Genomic DNA, 16,196 nt, shown 5'->3' with positions numbered 1-16,196 from the left:
TGGTTGGACAGTCGCCTCAAAGTCGGCCAAATTGGGACAGTAGCCTGTAAACCAGAGTTCCCCTTGGGGCGTCGGAACACTCCTGCGAGCCCTGAGATCCGTCAGGAGGACCACGTGCCGGGCTGGCCGAGTATCGACAGGGCCGAGGACGAGCGGCTCGCGCAGTCGCTGTGGGCGGGAGAGATGACCGCCCTGCCAGAGATCTACGACGCCTACGCGCCACGGCTCTTCGACTACTGTCACGTTCTCCTGCGTGACGAGGAGGCCGCCGGGCTCGCCTTGCACGACGCGCTGATCACCGTACAGGAGCGCATCGGGGACCTGCCGGACGTGCGGCTCTTCCGCGGCTGGCTGTACGCCGTGACCCGCCGCGAATGCCTGCGCCGGCGGGCGCAGGACGACCTGCCGGCCCACCGGCGGCCGGCGGCCGAGGCGGACGGCTTCGGCGGCGACGACGCGATCCGCCGACTGGTGCACACGGCGCTGCTCGTACTGGACGGATCCCAGCGCGAGGCGCTCGACCTCTCGCTCCGCCACGAACTCGACTCCCACGAGCTCGCCGAGATCCTGTCCGTACTGCCGCACGAGGCGTCCGTACGCGTCGCGCAGGCGCGTCAGGACCTGGACCACGCGTTCACCGCGGTGGTCGTGGCGGCGACCGGCCGGAAGGAGTGCCCGAGCGTCGCCGAGATGGCCGGCTCGATCGACGAACCGCTCGACGCCGAGGCGTACGGCAGTATCGCCCGGCACATCGCGAACTGCCGGACCTGCAGCGCGCACGGCAACCGCAAGGTCGCAACCGCGCGGCTGTTGGATGAGATGCCGACGGCCGCCCTCCCGGCCGCCTTGCGCGCCCACGTGCTGAACACCGCCGTCGCCCCGGAGTCCGCGAACCTCCGCCACACGATCGCGCTGCGCGCCGAGCCACCGGCCGACGGTGAACCCGGTCCCGAGCCGCAGCGACGCAGGCGCTCGACGCCAGGGCTCGTGCCCGCCATCGTCGCCTGCTGCCTCCTCATCGTCGGCGGGATCCTCCTGGTGCGACCGGGCTCCGGACAGAGTGATGTCGACGGCGAGCAGGCCATCGGCGCGTCGGAGAGCCCTGGAAGCGCCGCCCCCGGCGGGGCGTCGCCCTCCGACTCCGCGATTCCCAGCCCCAGCCGTACGAGCGGTGACGGCGGCGGTGGGAGCAAGGACAACAGCACGGCCGTCGCCAGGCCGAGCAGGACCCCGGCACCCACGCCGCCCCGGCGTTCGCCGACGCCGCCTCCGCCACCCCCGCAGCGGCCGGGCACGCTGTCGGTGTCGGGCTGCCGGATGAACGACGGCGACCGCTGCTCGGCCACGGTGACCGCGCACGGCGGCCCGGCCGAGTGGAGGGTGACGGGCACCAGCGCGAACGTCAGCGCCGGCGGCAGCGGCACACTCACGGCCGGACAGACCGCGTACGTCACGGTCACCCGCCGCGTCATCATCTGCCTCGGCGGCGGCAGCGGCTCGGTGTCCTTCAACTCAGGCGCACACGCACCGGTCACCTGGGACTGCTGAAGCCCAGGCGGCGCCCTTCGGAGCGTCCAACCGGACCTGGCCCGGTCGGCCTCTTGCAGCCACAGCTCAGCCGCGCCGACGGACGATCTCCCGCATCCCTACACAGGGGCGCGGCGGACGGGATGGACAGGTGCCGGATCGCAGGACGCCGATCGCACCGGTTCCGCCTGTGACGAGCACTCTCATTTCAAAATCGCAATCCGGCAACCGTCGTTCGGCGGCGAATCTCGAGAGTTCCGTTCATGGTGCAATCCGGATTACGGGCTGAAGCGTCCAACCTTCAGTGCGGCGGGGGAGGGTGAGCATGGCAGATCTACCGCCTCGGCCTAAGCCCAGCTCTGTGGACGACTTGGATTATCGTCGCCCGCCCAGATGGATATGGGGCGTGTTCGCGAGCTGGCTGGTGTTGGTGGGCGGTTGGATGCCGATCTCCGTGCTTGTCGTTGCGCACCGCAAGGGTCTGCCGGGCGCGAGTCTGCTTCTGTGGCTGGCGGGTATTTCGCTGCCACTTAGCAGCTTGGCCGCGACAGTGGCGTTCGGATTCGTCCTCGGCCGGTGGGTTCCTATGATCAGTTCACGGGTCAAGATCGGTTGTGCCGCCCCGGCCGGCTGCCTTTCGTGGGTGCTCTGGTTCGCGATCGCCTATGCCATACCCATTGCCGGTGTCAGTGCCAGTGATGACGTTTCCACGGATGACAGCGGAGCGTTCGGCGTGATTGTCCTCGGGCCGCCTGTGCTGCTTCTCATCATTGTTCTGCTCAGGCTGGGCGTCGAAAGAGGAGCCGCGCGGCGCGCGCATGCGACCGACCACGCCGAATGAACGAATCGCCGGCAGCTCTGGTCATGGCGCGGTGGGAGGGTCCGGCCGGCGGGTTCGGATGCGAACGGCACGGTCGGTGGCCACGTTCGCTTCGATCAGTGGCCAGGGCGGCGCGACCGCAGCCCGGTAGTGCGCGTGCAGCGCCCGGCCGACCGTCGTGCGGATTTCGTCATCGCCGTCGGCCAGGCCGCGGGCCCAGACCGAGCGGCCCTGCTGGCTCTGCAGCCGGGCGAGCTGGTCGGCTGAGGCGAAACAGTGCGGCATCGCGTGGTACTGGGCGTTTAAGCCATGCCTGAAAGGGTCTGTGGAGCGGCCGTACTTTGGCGCATGTTTGTCGAACACGCAGCGTCGGCCGCAGAGGGCCGGCCGAACAGGAGAGCGTGATCAGGACGGCGTGACGCGCTGTGGTCAGAGAAGAGATCAGGCACATGAGATCGAGTACCAGGAAAGCCGTAGTCGGCTTGGCGGCCGCGGCGGCACTCACCGCTTCCACCGTGGTGGCAACGTCCAGTCCAGCCGGCGCCGCGTCGTGGAATGGGTGCAAGGCAGGTTATTCGTGCTACTGGGGTAACACAGGCACCGGAGGCGTTCCGTGGCTCGCCCCATCGCCCGGGTGGCACACGCTCTATTTCCACGTCTACTACCTGTGGAACCGAGGAGGTTCACAGGTCTGGTTCTACAACTCAAAAAAGGCAGACCCAAATAAGTGGGACGGCCCTTACAAGATCGGTTACCAGGGCAGCGTCTCCGATTACCTGGCTGAGCAGGTTTACATCGGGAACCGCTGACCAAGCCCAACGAGGCGAGGCCCGTTCAGGGGAGAGATCCGGGGCGGCGAAGGCCGACCCCGGAACGGATCTTCCCCCAGATCGTTCAGTCGTGGAGTGCTCCACCTTCACCACCGTGGCCTGGCCGCTCCCCACGCGGGGTGGGACGACGACGGGATGACCGGGCCGGGCGATGCCGCGCGCGCCCAAGGGTGAACGATTGCGTGTCTGGTCCTGTTCGGTGGGGCGGTGGCTGACGGCCGCTGCGCTGGTAGATGCTGAGGTCATGGGCTGCACGGAACGGCCCGCATTACCTCCCCGGTAATCGCCGGTGGGCGGGGGGATGGATAGCGTGCGGGCACTATGGTTACCGCAACCGCCACCCGGCCCGTCGGGGATCTGCTGCGTGACTGGCGTCGCCGGCGCAGGCTCAGTCAGCTCGAACTGTCCAACGAGGCGGGGATCTCCACCCGTCACCTCAGTTTCCTCGAGACCGGGCGCGCCCGGCCGAGCCGGGACATGGTGCTGCGGCTCACCGAGCGACTCGACGTGCCCCTGCGCGATCGGAACGGGCTGCTCATGGCGGCCGGGTTCGCGCCCGTCTACCGGGAGCGGTCGATCGACTCGCCCGAGATGCGGCCGGCGCGGCAGGCGCTCAACCGGGTGCTCGACGGGCACGAGCCGTACCCCGCCCTCGTCGTCGACCGGCTCTGGAACCTCGTCATGGCGAACGAGGCGGCCATGCTCTTCCTGGAGGGCTTGCCCGAGGACCTGGTGCGCCCGCCGATCAACATCCACCGTCTCGCGCTGCATCCGCGGGGGCTCGCCGCGCGTGCGGTCAACCTGCCGGAGGTGCGGGCGCATCTCGTCGCGCGGATGGCCCGGCAGGTCGCGCTGACCGGTGACCCGCAGCTCACGGCCCTGCACGAGGAGACCCGGGCGTACGGCGGCGACGATGACGGCCCGCACGAGCCCTCGCACGACATCGCGCTGCCCACCCGGCTGCGGTACGACGACCAGGTGCTCGCCTTCTTCAGCACCGTCACGACCTTCGGCACCGCCGAGGACGTCACCCTCGCCGAGCTGGCCATCGAGGCGTTCTTCCCCGCCGACGACGAGACCGCCGCCTTCCTGCGACGACGTGCCGAGGCACGGCACGGCTGAGAATCGACCAGCGGATCCGCGCGGGTGATCCGGCGTTCGAGGTGCACCGCAGGGAACGGCACGGCGATGGATACCGGGAAGGCGTTCGGTTCATCCTGGGCGAGCGCGAGGCGCTTCTCTCCGTGGCATGAGCGGTCCTATCGGTCGATGCGGTCGTAGTGGATGTGGTCGGCGGGGACGCCGAGCTCGTCCAGGGCCGTGACCGTGCGCTGGATCATCTCCGGCGGTCCCGCGACGTAGGCGTCGTGACGCGACCAGTCGGGGAACCGGTCGAGGACGCCCGGCACCATGCCGTGCATGCCGTCGTACGACGGGTCCTCGGACACGACCGGGACGACCCGCAACCACGGCGTCCGTTCCTCCAGGGCCCGCAGGTCCGGCAGGTCGTACAGGTCGGTCTCGGTGCGCGCGCCGAGGAGCAGGTGGATGTCGCGGCGCAGGTCCTTCTCGACCGCCTCCTCGACCAGGGCCTTGAGCGGTGCGAGGCCGGTGCCGCCGGCGACGCAGAGGATGGGGCGGTCGGAGTCGGGGTCGAGGGTCATCGTGCCGGCCGCGTGGCCGAGCAGCAGCGTGTCGCCGATCCTGGTGTGCCGGACGAGCGCCCCGCCGACCCATCCCGCGGGCAGCGCGCGTACGTGGAAGCGCAGCAGGCCGTCCGGGCGCGGGGCGTTGGCGACGGAGTACGGCCGCCACGTCCACGGCCAGCGCGCGGTCTGCACGGTGACGTACTGGCCCGCGCGGTAGGGGAGCGGCGAGCCGGGGCGTACGGTCAGCGCCGCGATGTCGGGCCGGCGCAGCTCGTGCTCGACGACCTCGGCGGTCCACCACGGCGGCAGCGGCGACTCCTCGGCGGCCTCGGCCATCATGTGGGCCGCGGTGGCGTAGGCGTGCCGCCATGAGCACTCCATCTCGGCGGTCCACGCGTCACCGCCGAACTTACGCAGCGTGGCCAGCAGCGCCCGCCCCATCGCGTCGTAGTGCTCGCGCGTCACCCCGAACTTGTGGTGGTCGCGGCCCAGCCGGGACAGGAGCGTCGAGAGAGTGCCCGGGCTGTCGATGCTCCAGACGATCTCCCGGATGGCGTGGAAGAAACGATCGCGCTGCCGGTTCATGGCCGGTGGGAAGAGGGCGCGCAGGTGCGGATTGTCGGCGAATAGGCGGCCGTAGAAATAGCCCGAAATATCCTCCTCTCTCCCCTCGAATAGGGCAAAACTCTCCTTGATGATCCGGGGATTCACCGATTTCATCAATCCCCCCACTGTCGGTTCGATGACCTCGATCACTTTTCCCCCGCAGGAAGTTTCGCATCTCACCAGGGAGAACATCAACCACCTACGGCGGCAGAGTCCGGGCATATACGTACTGTAATCGGTAATCGACTATTTATGCTCGGAGAGTGATTGCCGGGCGGTGACAAATACCAACCGGTATAAGATCGTTTTACGGGCGGCGCTGATATCCTCCACTTCAAGAGTGTTATAAGAAATTCCAACGAGTTCGAAGGATCATTGACTCGGGGGCGGGGTTCCGTCATCCCGTGCCGAGGCGTCGCCGGGCGGTGGCGTCCGGTCCGGGGGCGGTCCGCAGGTGCCCCGGCGACCGCGCCCGGAAGGCGGCTTATCGGGGGCTTGGTGGGGATGGGCCCGAAAAGCGCGACTATGCGCAATGATGATCACAAGCGATCGAGGCGCCCGTAGGCGCGGCGTCAAGGAGGGGGCTCTGGCATGGCAGGGGCGACGTACGGTGCGGGTCCCCCGCTCATCGGAATCACGGCCGGCATCGAGGCCGCCCGCTGGGCCGACTGGGTACGGGAGGCGGTGCTGGTCCCGGTGGCGTACCAGCGGGCGGTGGAGCGAGCGCGTGCGGTCCCCGTCCTCGTGCCGCCCTCGGTGCGCGCCACGATCCCGGTCCTCATCGAGCGGCTCGACGGCCTCATCTTCTCCGGCGGCGGCGACCTCGAGCCCTCCCGGTACGGCGAGGAGCCGCACGAGCAGACCGGCCCGCCGCAGCCGCACCGCGACCGCTTCGAGCTCGCGCTCCTGCGCGCGGCGATCGACGCCGACCTGCCCTTCCTCGCCATCGGCCGGGGCATGCAGGCGCTCAACGTCGTACGCGAGGGCAGCCTGATCCAGCACTTGCCCGACGTCGTCGGCGGGCACGCGCACGAGCCCTCGCCGGGCCGGTTCGGCCGGCACCCGGTCCAGATCAGCGCGACCAGCATGCTCGGCAAGACCCTCGGTGACCACGCCGAGGTGATGAGCGGCCACCACCAGGCGGTGCGGCGGCTGGGCAAGGGCCTGTCGACGGTCGCGTGGGCCGACGACCAGATCATCGAGGCGATCGAGCTCCAGGGGCACCGCTTCGGCATCGGCGTGCAGTGGCACCCGGAGGAGGCCGACGACCCACGCCTCATCGAGGCGCTCGTCGCCGAGACCCGAGGCTGAGACGCACGGCCCCGGGCGTACGCAACGCCTGGGATATGGTCGGCGCGAGCCGAGTCTGGAGGTCGAGCGCATGCCGCTGCATCCGCAGTCAGTCGCGTTCCTGGAGGTCATGCGGACCGGCGCGGCACCGGCGGAGCCCGACCTCGCCGCGATGCGCGCCGCCACCCGGATGAGCCCGCACCGGGGCGCCGGGCCGGAGCTGAAGGCGGTCGAGGACGCGGCCGTCGGCGCGATCCCGATCCGCACCTACCGCCCCGCGGACGGCGTGCTGCCCGCGCTCGTCTACTTCCACGGCGGCGGCTGGTCGATCGGCGACCTGAACTCCGCCGACCCGATGTGCCGCCGGCTCGCCGCCGAGGCGGGCTGCGTCGTCGTCAGCGTCGACTACCGCCTGGCGCCCGAGCACCCGTTCCCGGCCGCGGTCGAGGACGCCTTCGCGGTGACGACCGACGTCGTACGGCGCGCCGGGCACTACGGGGTCGCGCCGGACCTGGTGGCCGTGGGCGGCGACAGCGCCGGCGGCAACCTCGCGGCCGTCGCCGCGCGCCTCGCCCGCGACGAGGGCATCGCGCTCGCCCACCAGCTGCTGATGTGCCCCAACACCGACTCCGGGCTCGACTCGCCCAGCTTCACCGAGTTCGGTGAGGGCTACGGCCTGAGCGCGGCCTCGATGGCCTGGTTCTTCGGGCACTACCTCGGCAGCGCCGACCGCTGCGACCCGCGGATCGCGCCGCTGCGCGCCCCCGACCTGTCCGGGCTGCCGCCGGCGACGATCCTCACGGCCGAGTACGACATCCTCCGCGACGAGGGAGAGGCGTACGCGCACGCCCTCGCCGCCGCCGGCGTGCCGGTCGAGCTGCGCCGTTTCGACGGCATGATCCACAACTTCAGCACGATGCCGGAGGTGTTCGACGACGCCCACACCGCCCGTGTGTGGGCGGCCGGCCGTCTCCGGCGGTCTTTCGGTCAGGAGGAGCGATGAGTTACGCGTCGTACGAGCGGCTGAAGATCGACTGGGCCGCCGACGGTGTCCTGCGAGTGACGCTGAGCGCGCCCGGACGGCTCAACGCCGTCGACGCGACCGGCCACCGCGAACTCGCCGAGATCTGGCGCGACGCGGACGCCGACGACGACGTGCGCGCCATCGTCGTCCGGGGTGAGGGCACGGCGTTCTCGGCCGGCGGCGACCTCGACATGATCGAGGAGATGATGGCCGACTACGACGTGCGCTCCCGCGTCCTGCGCGAGGCGCGCGACATCGTCTACAACGTCATCAACTGCGCCAAGCCGGTCGTGAGCGCGATCCAGGGTCCGGCGGTCGGCGCGGGACTCGCCGTCGCCCTGCTCGCCGACATCTCGGTCGCCGGCCGCACCGCGAAGATCATCGACGGCCACACCCGCCTCGGCGTCGCCGCCGGTGACCACGCCGCGATCGTCTGGCCGCTGCTGTGCGGGCTGGCCAAGGCCAAGTACCACCTGCTGCTGTGCGAGCCGCTGACGGGCGAGGAGGCCGAACGGATCGGCCTGGTCAGCGTGTGCGTCGACGACGACGAGGTGCACGAGAGGGCGCTGGAGATCGCCGGCCGCCTCGCCGGGGGAGCGGCACAGGCCATCGGGTTCACCAAGCTGGCGCTCAACAACTGGCTCCGCACGGCCGGCCCCGCCTTCGACGCGTCGCTCGCGATGGAGTTCTTCGGCTTCGGCGGCCCGGACCTGCGCGAGGGCGTCCGCGCCCTCCGCGAGAAGCGGCCGCCGCGGTTCTGAGCGGCGGTCAGGTGAACCGCTCCTGGAGGGCGGCCAGGCCGGTCGCGAAGATGCCGCGGGCGAAGGTCTTGGTCAGCCACGCCTCGTCCTGGGCGTCGGCGTCGTAGCGGGCGAACCACTCGGCGAACGCGAGCCCGGTGTCCGTGACCGGCGCCACCCGCAGCGTCGCGCGGTAGGACCGTACCGGGAACGGGCCCTCGAACAGGTCGTACGTCGAGGAGCGCTCGCCGTCGTCCAGCGCGACCAGGCGCTCGCGGAACACCTCGCCGCCCGGTCCCGTCAGCCGGCGCACCGAGCCGACCTGGTCGCCGGCGCCGTGCTCCAGCTCGGCGGTCACGATGCCCGGATGCCACTCGGCGATGTTGCCGAAGTCGCGCAGGTACTCCCACACCCGATCGGCGGAGACCGGCAGGACCGTGCTGGCGTACGGCTTGGGCATCGCAATCGCTCCTGGTGTTGTGTTCTCCTGGATGAGGTTCCCCTCGATGCGGGGGAGCACGCGCGGACCAGGAGGGCGGATGCTGCTCGGAGACCTCGCTCACCGCGGCGGCGCGCTGTGGCCGTCGCGCACCGCCTTCGCCTGGACGGGAGGCCGCCGCACGTACGGTGAGCTGGCCCGGCGCGTCGAACGGCTGGCCGGGGTGTTCGCCGCCGCGGGCGTGCGGGCGGGAGGCCGCGTCGCGCTGCTGACCGTCAACGCGCCGGAGGCCCTGGAGACCGCATTCGCCGCGTCGCTGCTCGGCGCGTGCGTGGTGCCGCTCAATACCCGCCTGGCGCCGGCCGAGATCCGCTTCCAGGTCGAGGACGCCGGCGCCGTGCATGCGGTGGTGCATCCCGCGCTCGAACCGCTCGCCCGCGCGTCCGGGCTGCTCGGCCTGGCCCACTGGGTGATCGGCGAGGAGCTGGAGACCCGGCTCGACACCGCCACCGGCCCTCACACGGCGCGGCCGGACGACGACAGCCCGGTGATCAGCCTCTACACCTCCGGGACGACCGGACGGCCGAAGGGCTGCCTGCTCACGAACCGCGGCTGGGTGGCGGCGACGGCCAACGCCGTCCAGGGGCTGGGCGTCACCGCCGGCGACCGGCTGCTCGCGACGCTGCCGCTGTTCCACGTCGCCGGGTACGGCGCGGCGCTCGCGCACCTGGCGATGGGCGGCACCGTGGTGTTCCCGTCCGGCGCCGGCCTGGACGAGACGTGGTCGCTGGTCGGCGAGCACGGCGTCACCGTGGCGATCTTCCCGGCCGGCACGCGCCGGGCGTTCCGGCACCCCGCCGCCCGGCCCGTCCGCCTGGTGTACGGCATGGCGGGCACCGAGCGGGCCGCGACGCTGCGGATGCTCGCCGAGGCCGGCGTGGACTACCGGGGCGTGTACGGTTCGACCGAGGCGGGCAACTTCGTGTCCGTCTCCACGCTCGCCGAGGAGCTGGCCCGGCCGGGCACCGTCGGCCGCCCGCTGCCCGCCTTCGACGTGGCGGTCGACGCGCCGCCCGGCGAGGCAGGGGAACTGCTGGTCCGTGGCCCGTCGATGATGGCCGGGTACGCCAACCTGCCCGAGGCGACCGCCGACACGCTGCGCGATGGATTCCTGCACACGGGCGACGTGATGCGCCGCGACGACGACGGATACCTCTTCTTCGTCGACCGCGCCAAGGACATGATCAAGTCGGGCGGGGAGAACGTCTACTCCGCCGAGGTCGAACGCGTGCTGCTCGCCCACCCGGCCGTCGGCGACGCCGCGGTCATCGGCGTGCCGGACCGCCGCTGGGGCGAGGCGGTCAAGGCCCTGGTGGTGGTCCGCGAGCCGGTCGGCGCCGAAGAGCTGGACGCGCACTGCCGCGAACGCCTCGGCGCCTTCAAACGCCCACGCTGGTACGAGTTCGCCGAGGCGATCCCGCGCAACCACTCCGGCAAGATCCTCAAACGCGACCTCCGCGCGGCACACGACCCGGCCGTGGCCGTACGCCTCCCGGAGCGTTCCTAGGATCCGGGGCCGCTCCCCGTCAGCAGCCGGTTCAGTTCGTCTCCCGCGTCCTCGTACCCGGCATCGCGGACGCGCCGCAGCTCGCGCAGGTCGCCGGCCCCGGCCGCGCGCCGGGTCAGCAGGAACCCGGCCCGTATGGAACCCTCGTCCAGCAGTTCGCGGGTCGCTGAGGCGAGCCGGCGGGCGCTACGGAGCCGGCGGTCCGCCCCGGCTGGACGCGGCCTCCGAGATCCCCGTCCTCATCCAGGGCATGGTCAACGCGGCGTCCCCGGCGTGGCGGCGGCTCGACACGCTCATCCGCGACGCGATGCTAGGAGAGACTCGAGGCGACGGCTCTGAGTTCGTCGAGTGACTCGCGGATGAGCCGCGGCAGGTCCTTCCGCTCGCCCTCGGCGATCCAGCGGGCGAACGCGACCTTGAAGACGGCGATGCCCGCCTCGGCGGCCAGGCTCGCGGTCAGGTCCGTGACGCCGCGCCCGCGCAACGCGGCGGTGAGCGCCGAGGCGAGGGACGCCAGCTTGATCAGCTCGCGCTCGCGCAGCTCGGCGTTCGCGTCGATGACGGCCTGACGCTGCCGGGCGGACTCGCGGTCCAGGAGCACGGTGTCGGCGGCCGCCAGGGCGGCGGCCACCGCGTCGATCGGCCCGGCGGAGTCCGGCGCGTCGGCGACGGCCCGTACGAACAGGTCCTCCAGCACGGACCCGCCGGCGAACAGGACCTCACGCTTGTCGGCGTAGTGCCGGAAGAACGTGCGCTCCGTCAGCCCCGCCCGCTTGGCGATCTCCGCGACCGTGGTCTGTTCGAACCCGTGCTCGCTGTAGAGCTCCATCGCCGCCTGCGCGAGGCGCCCGCGCGCGTTCGGCTGCCATCGACCCATGCGCAGATCCTAGTTGATGTCAGCGACTGACATGCCTATGATGACGATGACAGCGACTGACATCGGTCTCTGGTCCTCGCGCACGCTCCGCGTCGAGGGCACCCACTCATCTGGAGGTTTCGTCATGCGCGTTTTCGTCACGGGCGCGTCCGGCTGGATCGGCTCCGCCGTCGTTCCCGAACTCATCGGCGCGGGCCACCAGGTCACCGGGCTGGCTCGCTCGGACGCCTCGGCCGCCGCCCTCACCGCGGCCGGGGCGCAGGTACGGCGCGGCACCCTCGACGATCTCGACGTCCTGCGAGACGCTGCGGCCGCGTCGGACGGGGTGATCCACCTCGCGTTCAAGCACGACATCGCCTTCTCAGGCGACTTCCAGGGCGCCGCCGACGCGGATCGCCGCGCCGTCGAGATGTTCGGCGAGGTGCTCGCCGGTTCCGACCGGCCGTTCGTCCTCGCCTCCGGGCTGCTCGGGCTCGCGCCGGGGCGGGTGGCGACCGAGCGGGACGGACGCGAGCCGGCTCCGGGGGAGCCGGGCGAGGGTCCGAGCGTCCGGCAGGCGACCGCCCGGTTGACACTCTCGTTCGCCTCCCGCGGCGTCCGCTCGTCCGTGCTGCGGCTGCCCCCGACGGTGTACGGCGACGGAGACCGCGGCTTCCTGGCGGCCGCGGTCGCCATCGCACGGGACAAGGGCGTCTCCGGTCACATCGGCGACGGCTCCAACCGCTGGCCCGCCGTACACCGGCTGGACGCCGCGCACCTGTTCCGCCTGGCACTGGAGAAGGCTCCGGCGGGATCGGCGCTGCACCCGGTCGCCGACGAGGGCGTGCCCCTCCGCGCCGTCGCCGAGGTGATCGGGCGCCATCTCGGCGTTCCGGTGGCCGCGATCTCGCCCGAGGACGCGGGCGCGCACTTCGGCTGGCTCGCCGGGCCTCTCTCGGCCGACAGCCCGGCGTCGAGCGCGCTGACCCGCGAGCAGCTGGAATGGCAGCCCACCCAGCCAGGGCTCCTCGACGACCTCGACAAGGGCCACTACTTCCACACCGGATCCGCCTGAGTCCGCCTGAACGCCCGCGGACGGTCCGCTCCGGGAGCGCGCCCCGGAACGGCCGGTCAGTACGACTTAGGCAGGCCGAGTTCGTGCTGGGCGATGTGCGCCAGGACGAGCTCCTCGGCGACCGGGATGTTCTTGCCGATCCGGGCGTCGCGGAACAGCCGGGCCACCGGATACTCCAGGGAGTAGGCCATGCCGCCGTGCGCCTGGAACATCCGGTCGGCCGCCTGCCAGGCCGCCTCCGCAGCGGTGAGCTTGGCGATGTTGGCCTCCGAACCGCAGGGCCGCTGCCGGTCCCACAGCCACGCCGCCTTGTAGGTCATCAGGCGCGCCAGCTCCACCTGCGCCTTGACCCGCGCGAGCGGGAACGCGACCGCCTGGTTGGCGCCGATGGGCCGCCCGAACGGGGCGCGGTCCTTCGCGTAGTCGCAGGCCACCTTCAGGCACAGCTCACCGCTGCCGGCGGCGCCGGCCGCGGCGATGATCCGTTCGGGGTTGAGGATGTCCCACAACACGGCGAAGCCTTCGTCTACCCGGCCGACGACGTTCGTGGCGGGGACGCGTACGTCGTCGAGGAAGACCATGTTCGAGGCGACCGTGTTGGTGCCGAGCTTGGGGATCGGCCGGTAGGTCAGGGTGCCGGCGGCGACCGCCTCCTCGATGTCCACCAGCAGGATCGTGAACCCGCTGACCCGCGGCTTCGCCTCCGCCGCCGGGATCGTACGGGCGACCAGGACCATGTGCCGGGCGCGTTCGACCCCGGAGATCCAGATCTTCTGGCCGGTGACCAGGAAGTCGTCGCCGTCGCGGCGGGCCTGGGTGGCGATGTTGATCGCGTTGCTCCCGGCGTCGGGCTCGGTGATGGCGAAGCAGGTCTCCGACTCGCCCGCGGCCAGGTCGGGCAGCAGCGCGCGCTTCTGCTCCTCGGTGCCGTGCCGGGCGATGGTCAGGGCGCCGAAGGCGGGGGTGAGCAGATAGAGGAAGGAGGCCGCCGCGCCCGCGCCGCAGGCGGCGAGGGTCTCGGCGGCGACCGCGAGCTCGAGCAGGCCCTGCCCGCCGCCGCCGTACTCCTCGGGCACGGCGAGGCCGAGCCACCCGCCGTCCGCCAGCGCGTGCCAGACCTCCTCGGGCCAGCGCTTGTCCGCGTCGCAGCGGTCCCAGTAGTCCAGCCCGTGGCGCGCGCCGATCGCGGCGACCCCGTCCCGTACGGCGACGGCGCTTTCCGGCAGGTCGAAATCCACCCGAACCTCCTTCGGTTTTCGCTGCGGACCACAGTAGCGAGCGCAGATGATCACTCTTCGCCGCGACTTGTCCACAGATCGTCATCGTCGATACAGTGAGCTGGTCGAATGCGAACCTCCGATCAACTGGTCACGAGGACAAGTCGTGAACGCACGGGCCTCGCGTTCGTCGGGGCCGGCCGAGACGCGAGGGCGATCGCCTGGTCGCCCGAAGGCGGCGCGCTCTCGGCGAACCGATGGTGACCCGGAAGAACGGGCCGCCCTGCAGCATGTCGCGACTCTGGTGGCGCGCGGCGCCTCGCCACCGGTGATCTTCGACGCGGCCGCGAAGGCCCTCGGCTCCCTCATCGAGGCGGACTACACCACGATCAATCGGCGTGAGGCCGACCAGACGATGTCGATCGTGACGCTGTACCGCGCTCCCGACGTTCCCGAGATCGACCTTCCCTTCGGAGGGCGCTGGCCGCTCAAGGAGGACACGGCTTCGGCCGCGGCCCTGCGCACGCACCGGCCGGCCCGGCGAGCGGCCGAGGCCATCCGCAGCGAGGTCGGCGACTGGCATCGGGCGACCCACGTCGGGCATGTCGTGGCCTGCCCCGTCATCGTCGAGGACCGTCTCTGGGGCACGATGGCCTGCCTGTACATCGGGTCGGAGCCGCCGCCGGACGACACCGAAGAACGCATGGCCAAGTTCGTGGAGCTCCTGAACTCCACGATCGCGCAGGCCGAGACCCGGGCGGAGCTCATCGCCTCCCGTGCCCGCCTCGTCGCCAACGCCGACGCCACACGACGGCGCATCGAGCGTGACCTGCACGATGGCGTGCAGCAGCATCTGATCTCGCTGGCACTCCAGCTTCGCGCGGCCGAGGCGAACGTGCCGCCCGAACACGGCGAACTCAGGCGGCAGCTGTCCGACACCGCCCAGGGCCTGTCGGACGTGCTCACTGAGCTCCAGGAGATCTCCCGGGGGCTGCAGCCGCCGATGCTGGCGCGGCGTGGCCTGCCGGCCGCCCTCAAGGCGCTCGTGTCCCGCTCTCCGGTGCCCGTCGAACTCCGCATCGGCGCCTACCGCCGCCTCCCCGAGAAGCTCGAGGTGACCATCTACTACCTCGTCTCCGAAGCGCTGACGAACGTCCTCAAATACGCGCACGCGTCCGTGGTGCGCATCGAGCTCGGCGGTGAGGAGTCGGAGATCCACCTGACGGTCCGCGACGACGGGATCGGGGGAGCCGACCCCGCCCGGGGCTCCGGGCTGACCGGTCTCAAGGACCGCGTCCGAGTGCTGGGGGGCACTATTCAGGTCACGAGTCCGGCCGGATGCGGCACGTCGCTGGCGGTCACGATCCCGTTCCGCTCCTGAGGCAGGGCATCTCCCGGAAGTCGGCGGCTGGACACCTCGTAATGCTATGCCTAGGATTACGAGGTATGCGACGAGAGCAACTCAAGGGGCATCTCGACCTGCTCCTGCTGTCCGTGCTCGCCCGCGGGGCGGCGCACGGCTACGCGATCATCAGTGAGCTCCGGGACCGGAGCGAGGGCGCCTTCGACCTGCCGGAGGGCACCATCTACCCGGCGCTGCACCGGCTGGAGAAGGGCGGCCTGCTGCGCAGCTACTGGGCCGACGAGTCCGGACGCCGGCGCCGGCTGTACGAGCTGACCGCGGCGGGCGCCACCGCCCTCACCGGGATGCGCGAAGAGTGGCGGACGTTCTCCCGCGGGGTGGGGGCGGTGCTGGCATGAACGAGATCGAGCGTTACCTCGACCGGCTCTCGGCCCGCCTGCGCGGCTCCGGCGCGGACGTCTCCCGGGTGCTCGCCGAGACGGAGGAACACCTGCGCGACGCCGTGCGCGACGGCGTCGCGGACGGGCTGACGGAGGAGGACGCCGCACGCCGGGCCGTCACGCGCTTCGGCTCGCCGTGGGCGGTCGCGCGCCGGTTCGGCGGACGGCCCGCGTGGGTGCGGATCGCTCCCGAACTCGCCCGGCTGGTGCCCTCCGCTGCGGCCGGGCTCGTCGCCATCGGGGTCAGCGGGGTGCTCGCACAGGTGCTCGGCTGGCTCTTCGGGCCGGCCTTCGTCGCCGGTGACCTGCCGTGGGTGCGCTACACGCCGCAGCGATGCGCCGAACTGGGGCATCCGGCGCCCGGCTGTCTCGACGCCGTGGTCCGCGACCACTTCGGTGAGGTCGTCGGCGGGCGCGTCGCGGCGGGCGTGCTCGGCCTGCTGGTCCTCGGCGGATACGCGCTGGTGCGCCGGCGCCTGGGCGCCGCGCGGGTGACGCCGATGCCGGGGGTGCTCCCGGTGGCCGGGACGGCGCTGTACGGGGTGGCGACGGCCGTCCTGCTGATCGACGGGATGAACCTGGCGACGGCCGGCGGGGCGCACGCGGGCAGCGGCCAGTGCTGGAGCGCGGGCGTCGTCGCCCTCGTCATGTTCCTCGCGTACGCCCGGACGCTCTACCGGGAACACTTCTCGCGATCTACAGCGTAAAGGCCCGCGTCCGGATCGACCCACCCGAGGCCCGCGGCAGGGGCCG

Annotated in this window: 16 protein-coding genes; 11 read left to right on the top strand and 5 right to left on the bottom strand. The window is 71.6% G+C overall.

Annotated elements, in window-relative coordinates; all coding sequences use genetic code 11:
* The first annotated feature begins 114 nt into the window (after positions 1 to 114).
* Both ACQEV1_RS28410 and ACQEV1_RS28405 read left to right on the top strand, forming a co-directional pair.
* The gene (locus ACQEV1_RS28410; protein ID WP_433397357.1) at positions 115 to 1,548 is read left to right on the top strand and encodes an RNA polymerase sigma factor; all 1,434 of its coding nucleotides are present in this window, start codon (positions 115 to 117) and stop codon (positions 1,546 to 1,548) included.
* 385 nt (positions 1,549 to 1,933) lie between these two features.
* On the top strand, positions 1,934 to 2,368 hold the full coding sequence (locus ACQEV1_RS28405; protein ID WP_433397355.1) for a hypothetical protein: 435 nt from the start codon (positions 1,934 to 1,936) through the stop codon (positions 2,366 to 2,368).
* Positions 2,369 to 2,389: 21 nt separating this feature from the next.
* Here the strand turns inward: ACQEV1_RS28405 and ACQEV1_RS28400 are convergent, their stop codons facing one another.
* On the bottom strand, positions 2,390 to 2,632 hold the full coding sequence (locus tag ACQEV1_RS28400) for a hypothetical protein (protein ID WP_433397353.1): 243 nt from the start codon (positions 2,630 to 2,632) through the stop codon (positions 2,390 to 2,392).
* Positions 2,633 to 3,498: 866 nt separating this feature from the next.
* Here ACQEV1_RS28400 and ACQEV1_RS28395 point away from each other — a divergent pair.
* Positions 3,499 to 4,299 carry a helix-turn-helix transcriptional regulator gene (locus ACQEV1_RS28395; protein ID WP_285634262.1) on the top strand — a complete coding sequence of 267 codons (801 nt, stop codon included), beginning with the start codon at positions 3,499 to 3,501 and terminating at the stop codon, positions 4,297 to 4,299.
* 137 nt (positions 4,300 to 4,436) lie between these two features.
* Here the strand turns inward: ACQEV1_RS28395 and ACQEV1_RS28390 are convergent, their stop codons facing one another.
* The gene (locus ACQEV1_RS28390) at positions 4,437 to 5,546 is read right to left on the bottom strand and encodes a globin domain-containing protein (RefSeq protein ID WP_433397351.1); all 1,110 of its coding nucleotides are present in this window, start codon (positions 5,544 to 5,546) and stop codon (positions 4,437 to 4,439) included.
* A 477-nt stretch (positions 5,547 to 6,023) separates the two neighbouring features.
* On the opposite strand from ACQEV1_RS28390, the gene ACQEV1_RS28385 reads away from it, so the two are divergent.
* From ACQEV1_RS28385 to ACQEV1_RS28375, 3 genes are all read left to right on the top strand, one after another.
* Positions 6,024 to 6,743, top strand: coding sequence for a gamma-glutamyl-gamma-aminobutyrate hydrolase family protein (locus ACQEV1_RS28385; RefSeq protein WP_433397349.1), 720 nt, complete (start codon positions 6,024 to 6,026; stop codon positions 6,741 to 6,743).
* A 70-nt stretch (positions 6,744 to 6,813) separates the two neighbouring features.
* Entirely contained in the window at positions 6,814 to 7,725 is a 912-nt protein-coding gene (locus tag ACQEV1_RS28380; RefSeq protein WP_285634253.1) for an alpha/beta hydrolase, read from the top strand.
* A complete protein-coding gene (locus tag ACQEV1_RS28375) occupies positions 7,722 to 8,507 on the top strand; it encodes an enoyl-CoA hydratase/isomerase family protein (RefSeq protein ID WP_285634250.1) in 786 nt (261 codons plus the stop codon). The genes ACQEV1_RS28380 and ACQEV1_RS28375 overlap by 4 nt, the downstream gene beginning before the upstream one ends.
* 7 nt (positions 8,508 to 8,514) lie before the next feature.
* Here ACQEV1_RS28375 and ACQEV1_RS28370 read toward each other — a convergent pair whose 3' ends face one another.
* Positions 8,515 to 8,946 (bottom strand): SRPBCC family protein, encoded by a 432-nt coding sequence (locus ACQEV1_RS28370; protein ID WP_285584236.1) that lies wholly within the window; start codon positions 8,944 to 8,946, stop codon positions 8,515 to 8,517.
* 79 nt (positions 8,947 to 9,025) lie between these two features.
* Here ACQEV1_RS28370 and ACQEV1_RS28365 point away from each other — a divergent pair, with 79 nt between their 5' ends.
* A complete protein-coding gene (locus tag ACQEV1_RS28365; RefSeq protein ID WP_433397345.1) occupies positions 9,026 to 10,492 on the top strand; it encodes a class I adenylate-forming enzyme family protein in 1,467 nt (488 codons plus the stop codon).
* 310 nt (positions 10,493 to 10,802) lie between these two features.
* Here the strand turns inward: ACQEV1_RS28365 and ACQEV1_RS28360 are convergent, their stop codons facing one another.
* Positions 10,803 to 11,369, bottom strand: a complete 567-nt coding sequence (locus ACQEV1_RS28360; RefSeq protein ID WP_285634240.1) for a helix-turn-helix domain-containing protein — start codon at positions 11,367 to 11,369, stop codon at positions 10,803 to 10,805.
* Positions 11,370 to 11,493: 124 nt separating this feature from the next.
* On the opposite strand from ACQEV1_RS28360, the gene ACQEV1_RS28355 reads away from it, so the two are divergent.
* Positions 11,494 to 12,423 (top strand): SDR family oxidoreductase, encoded by a 930-nt coding sequence (locus tag ACQEV1_RS28355; protein ID WP_285634237.1) that lies wholly within the window; start codon positions 11,494 to 11,496, stop codon positions 12,421 to 12,423.
* Between the two features lie 56 nt (positions 12,424 to 12,479).
* Here ACQEV1_RS28355 and ACQEV1_RS28350 read toward each other — a convergent pair whose 3' ends face one another.
* Positions 12,480 to 13,661 carry an acyl-CoA dehydrogenase family protein gene (locus ACQEV1_RS28350; RefSeq protein WP_433397342.1) on the bottom strand — a complete coding sequence of 394 codons (1,182 nt, stop codon included), beginning with the start codon at positions 13,659 to 13,661 and terminating at the stop codon, positions 12,480 to 12,482.
* 307 nt (positions 13,662 to 13,968) lie between these two features.
* Here ACQEV1_RS28350 and ACQEV1_RS28345 point away from each other — a divergent pair, with 307 nt between their 5' ends.
* From ACQEV1_RS28345 to ACQEV1_RS28335, 3 genes are all read left to right on the top strand, one after another.
* The gene (locus ACQEV1_RS28345; protein WP_433397340.1) at positions 13,969 to 15,021 is read left to right on the top strand and encodes a GAF domain-containing sensor histidine kinase; all 1,053 of its coding nucleotides are present in this window, start codon (positions 13,969 to 13,971) and stop codon (positions 15,019 to 15,021) included.
* Positions 15,022 to 15,086: 65 nt separating this feature from the next.
* Positions 15,087 to 15,401 carry a PadR family transcriptional regulator gene (locus tag ACQEV1_RS28340; protein WP_433397338.1) on the top strand — a complete coding sequence of 105 codons (315 nt, stop codon included), beginning with the start codon at positions 15,087 to 15,089 and terminating at the stop codon, positions 15,399 to 15,401.
* Positions 15,398 to 16,150 carry a permease prefix domain 1-containing protein gene (locus tag ACQEV1_RS28335; protein WP_433397336.1) on the top strand — a complete coding sequence of 251 codons (753 nt, stop codon included), beginning with the start codon at positions 15,398 to 15,400 and terminating at the stop codon, positions 16,148 to 16,150. Before ACQEV1_RS28340 ends, ACQEV1_RS28335 begins: the two co-directional genes overlap by 4 nt.
* The last annotated feature ends 46 nt before the right edge of the window (positions 16,151 to 16,196 follow it).

The sequence above is a fragment of the Actinoallomurus sp. CA-142502 genome (assembly GCF_050936355.1).
GTDB lineage: Bacteria > Actinomycetota > Actinomycetes > Streptosporangiales > Streptosporangiaceae > Actinoallomurus > Actinoallomurus iriomotensis.
Note: the sequence above shows the minus strand (reverse complement) of the source record. Positions and strands in the feature narration are given on the sequence as shown.

Bases quoted from the DNA above. Each gene is read 5' to 3' on its own strand.
- ACQEV1_RS28390 (WP_433397351.1), bottom strand. From the start codon at position 5,546: ATGAAATCGGTGAATCCCCGGATCATCAAGGAGAGTTTTGCCCTATTC.
- ACQEV1_RS28355 (WP_285634237.1), top strand. From the start codon at position 11,494: ATGCGCGTTTTCGTCACGGGCGCGTCCGGCTGGATCGGCTCCGCCGTC.
- ACQEV1_RS28385 (WP_433397349.1), top strand. From the start codon at position 6,024: ATGGCAGGGGCGACGTACGGTGCGGGTCCCCCGCTCATCGGAATCACG.
- ACQEV1_RS28375 (WP_285634250.1), top strand. From the start codon at position 7,722: ATGAGTTACGCGTCGTACGAGCGGCTGAAGATCGACTGGGCCGCCGAC.
- ACQEV1_RS28395 (WP_285634262.1), top strand. From the start codon at position 3,499: ATGGTTACCGCAACCGCCACCCGGCCCGTCGGGGATCTGCTGCGTGAC.
- ACQEV1_RS28400 (WP_433397353.1), bottom strand. From the start codon at position 2,632: ATGCCGCACTGTTTCGCCTCAGCCGACCAGCTCGCCCGGCTGCAGAGC.
- ACQEV1_RS28360 (WP_285634240.1), bottom strand. From the start codon at position 11,369: ATGGGTCGATGGCAGCCGAACGCGCGCGGGCGCCTCGCGCAGGCGGCG.
- ACQEV1_RS28340 (WP_433397338.1), top strand. From the start codon at position 15,087: ATGCGACGAGAGCAACTCAAGGGGCATCTCGACCTGCTCCTGCTGTCC.
- ACQEV1_RS28335 (WP_433397336.1), top strand. From the start codon at position 15,398: ATGAACGAGATCGAGCGTTACCTCGACCGGCTCTCGGCCCGCCTGCGC.
- ACQEV1_RS28370 (WP_285584236.1), bottom strand. From the start codon at position 8,946: ATGCCCAAGCCGTACGCCAGCACGGTCCTGCCGGTCTCCGCCGATCGG.
- ACQEV1_RS28365 (WP_433397345.1), top strand. From the start codon at position 9,026: ATGCTGCTCGGAGACCTCGCTCACCGCGGCGGCGCGCTGTGGCCGTCG.
- ACQEV1_RS28380 (WP_285634253.1), top strand. From the start codon at position 6,814: ATGCCGCTGCATCCGCAGTCAGTCGCGTTCCTGGAGGTCATGCGGACC.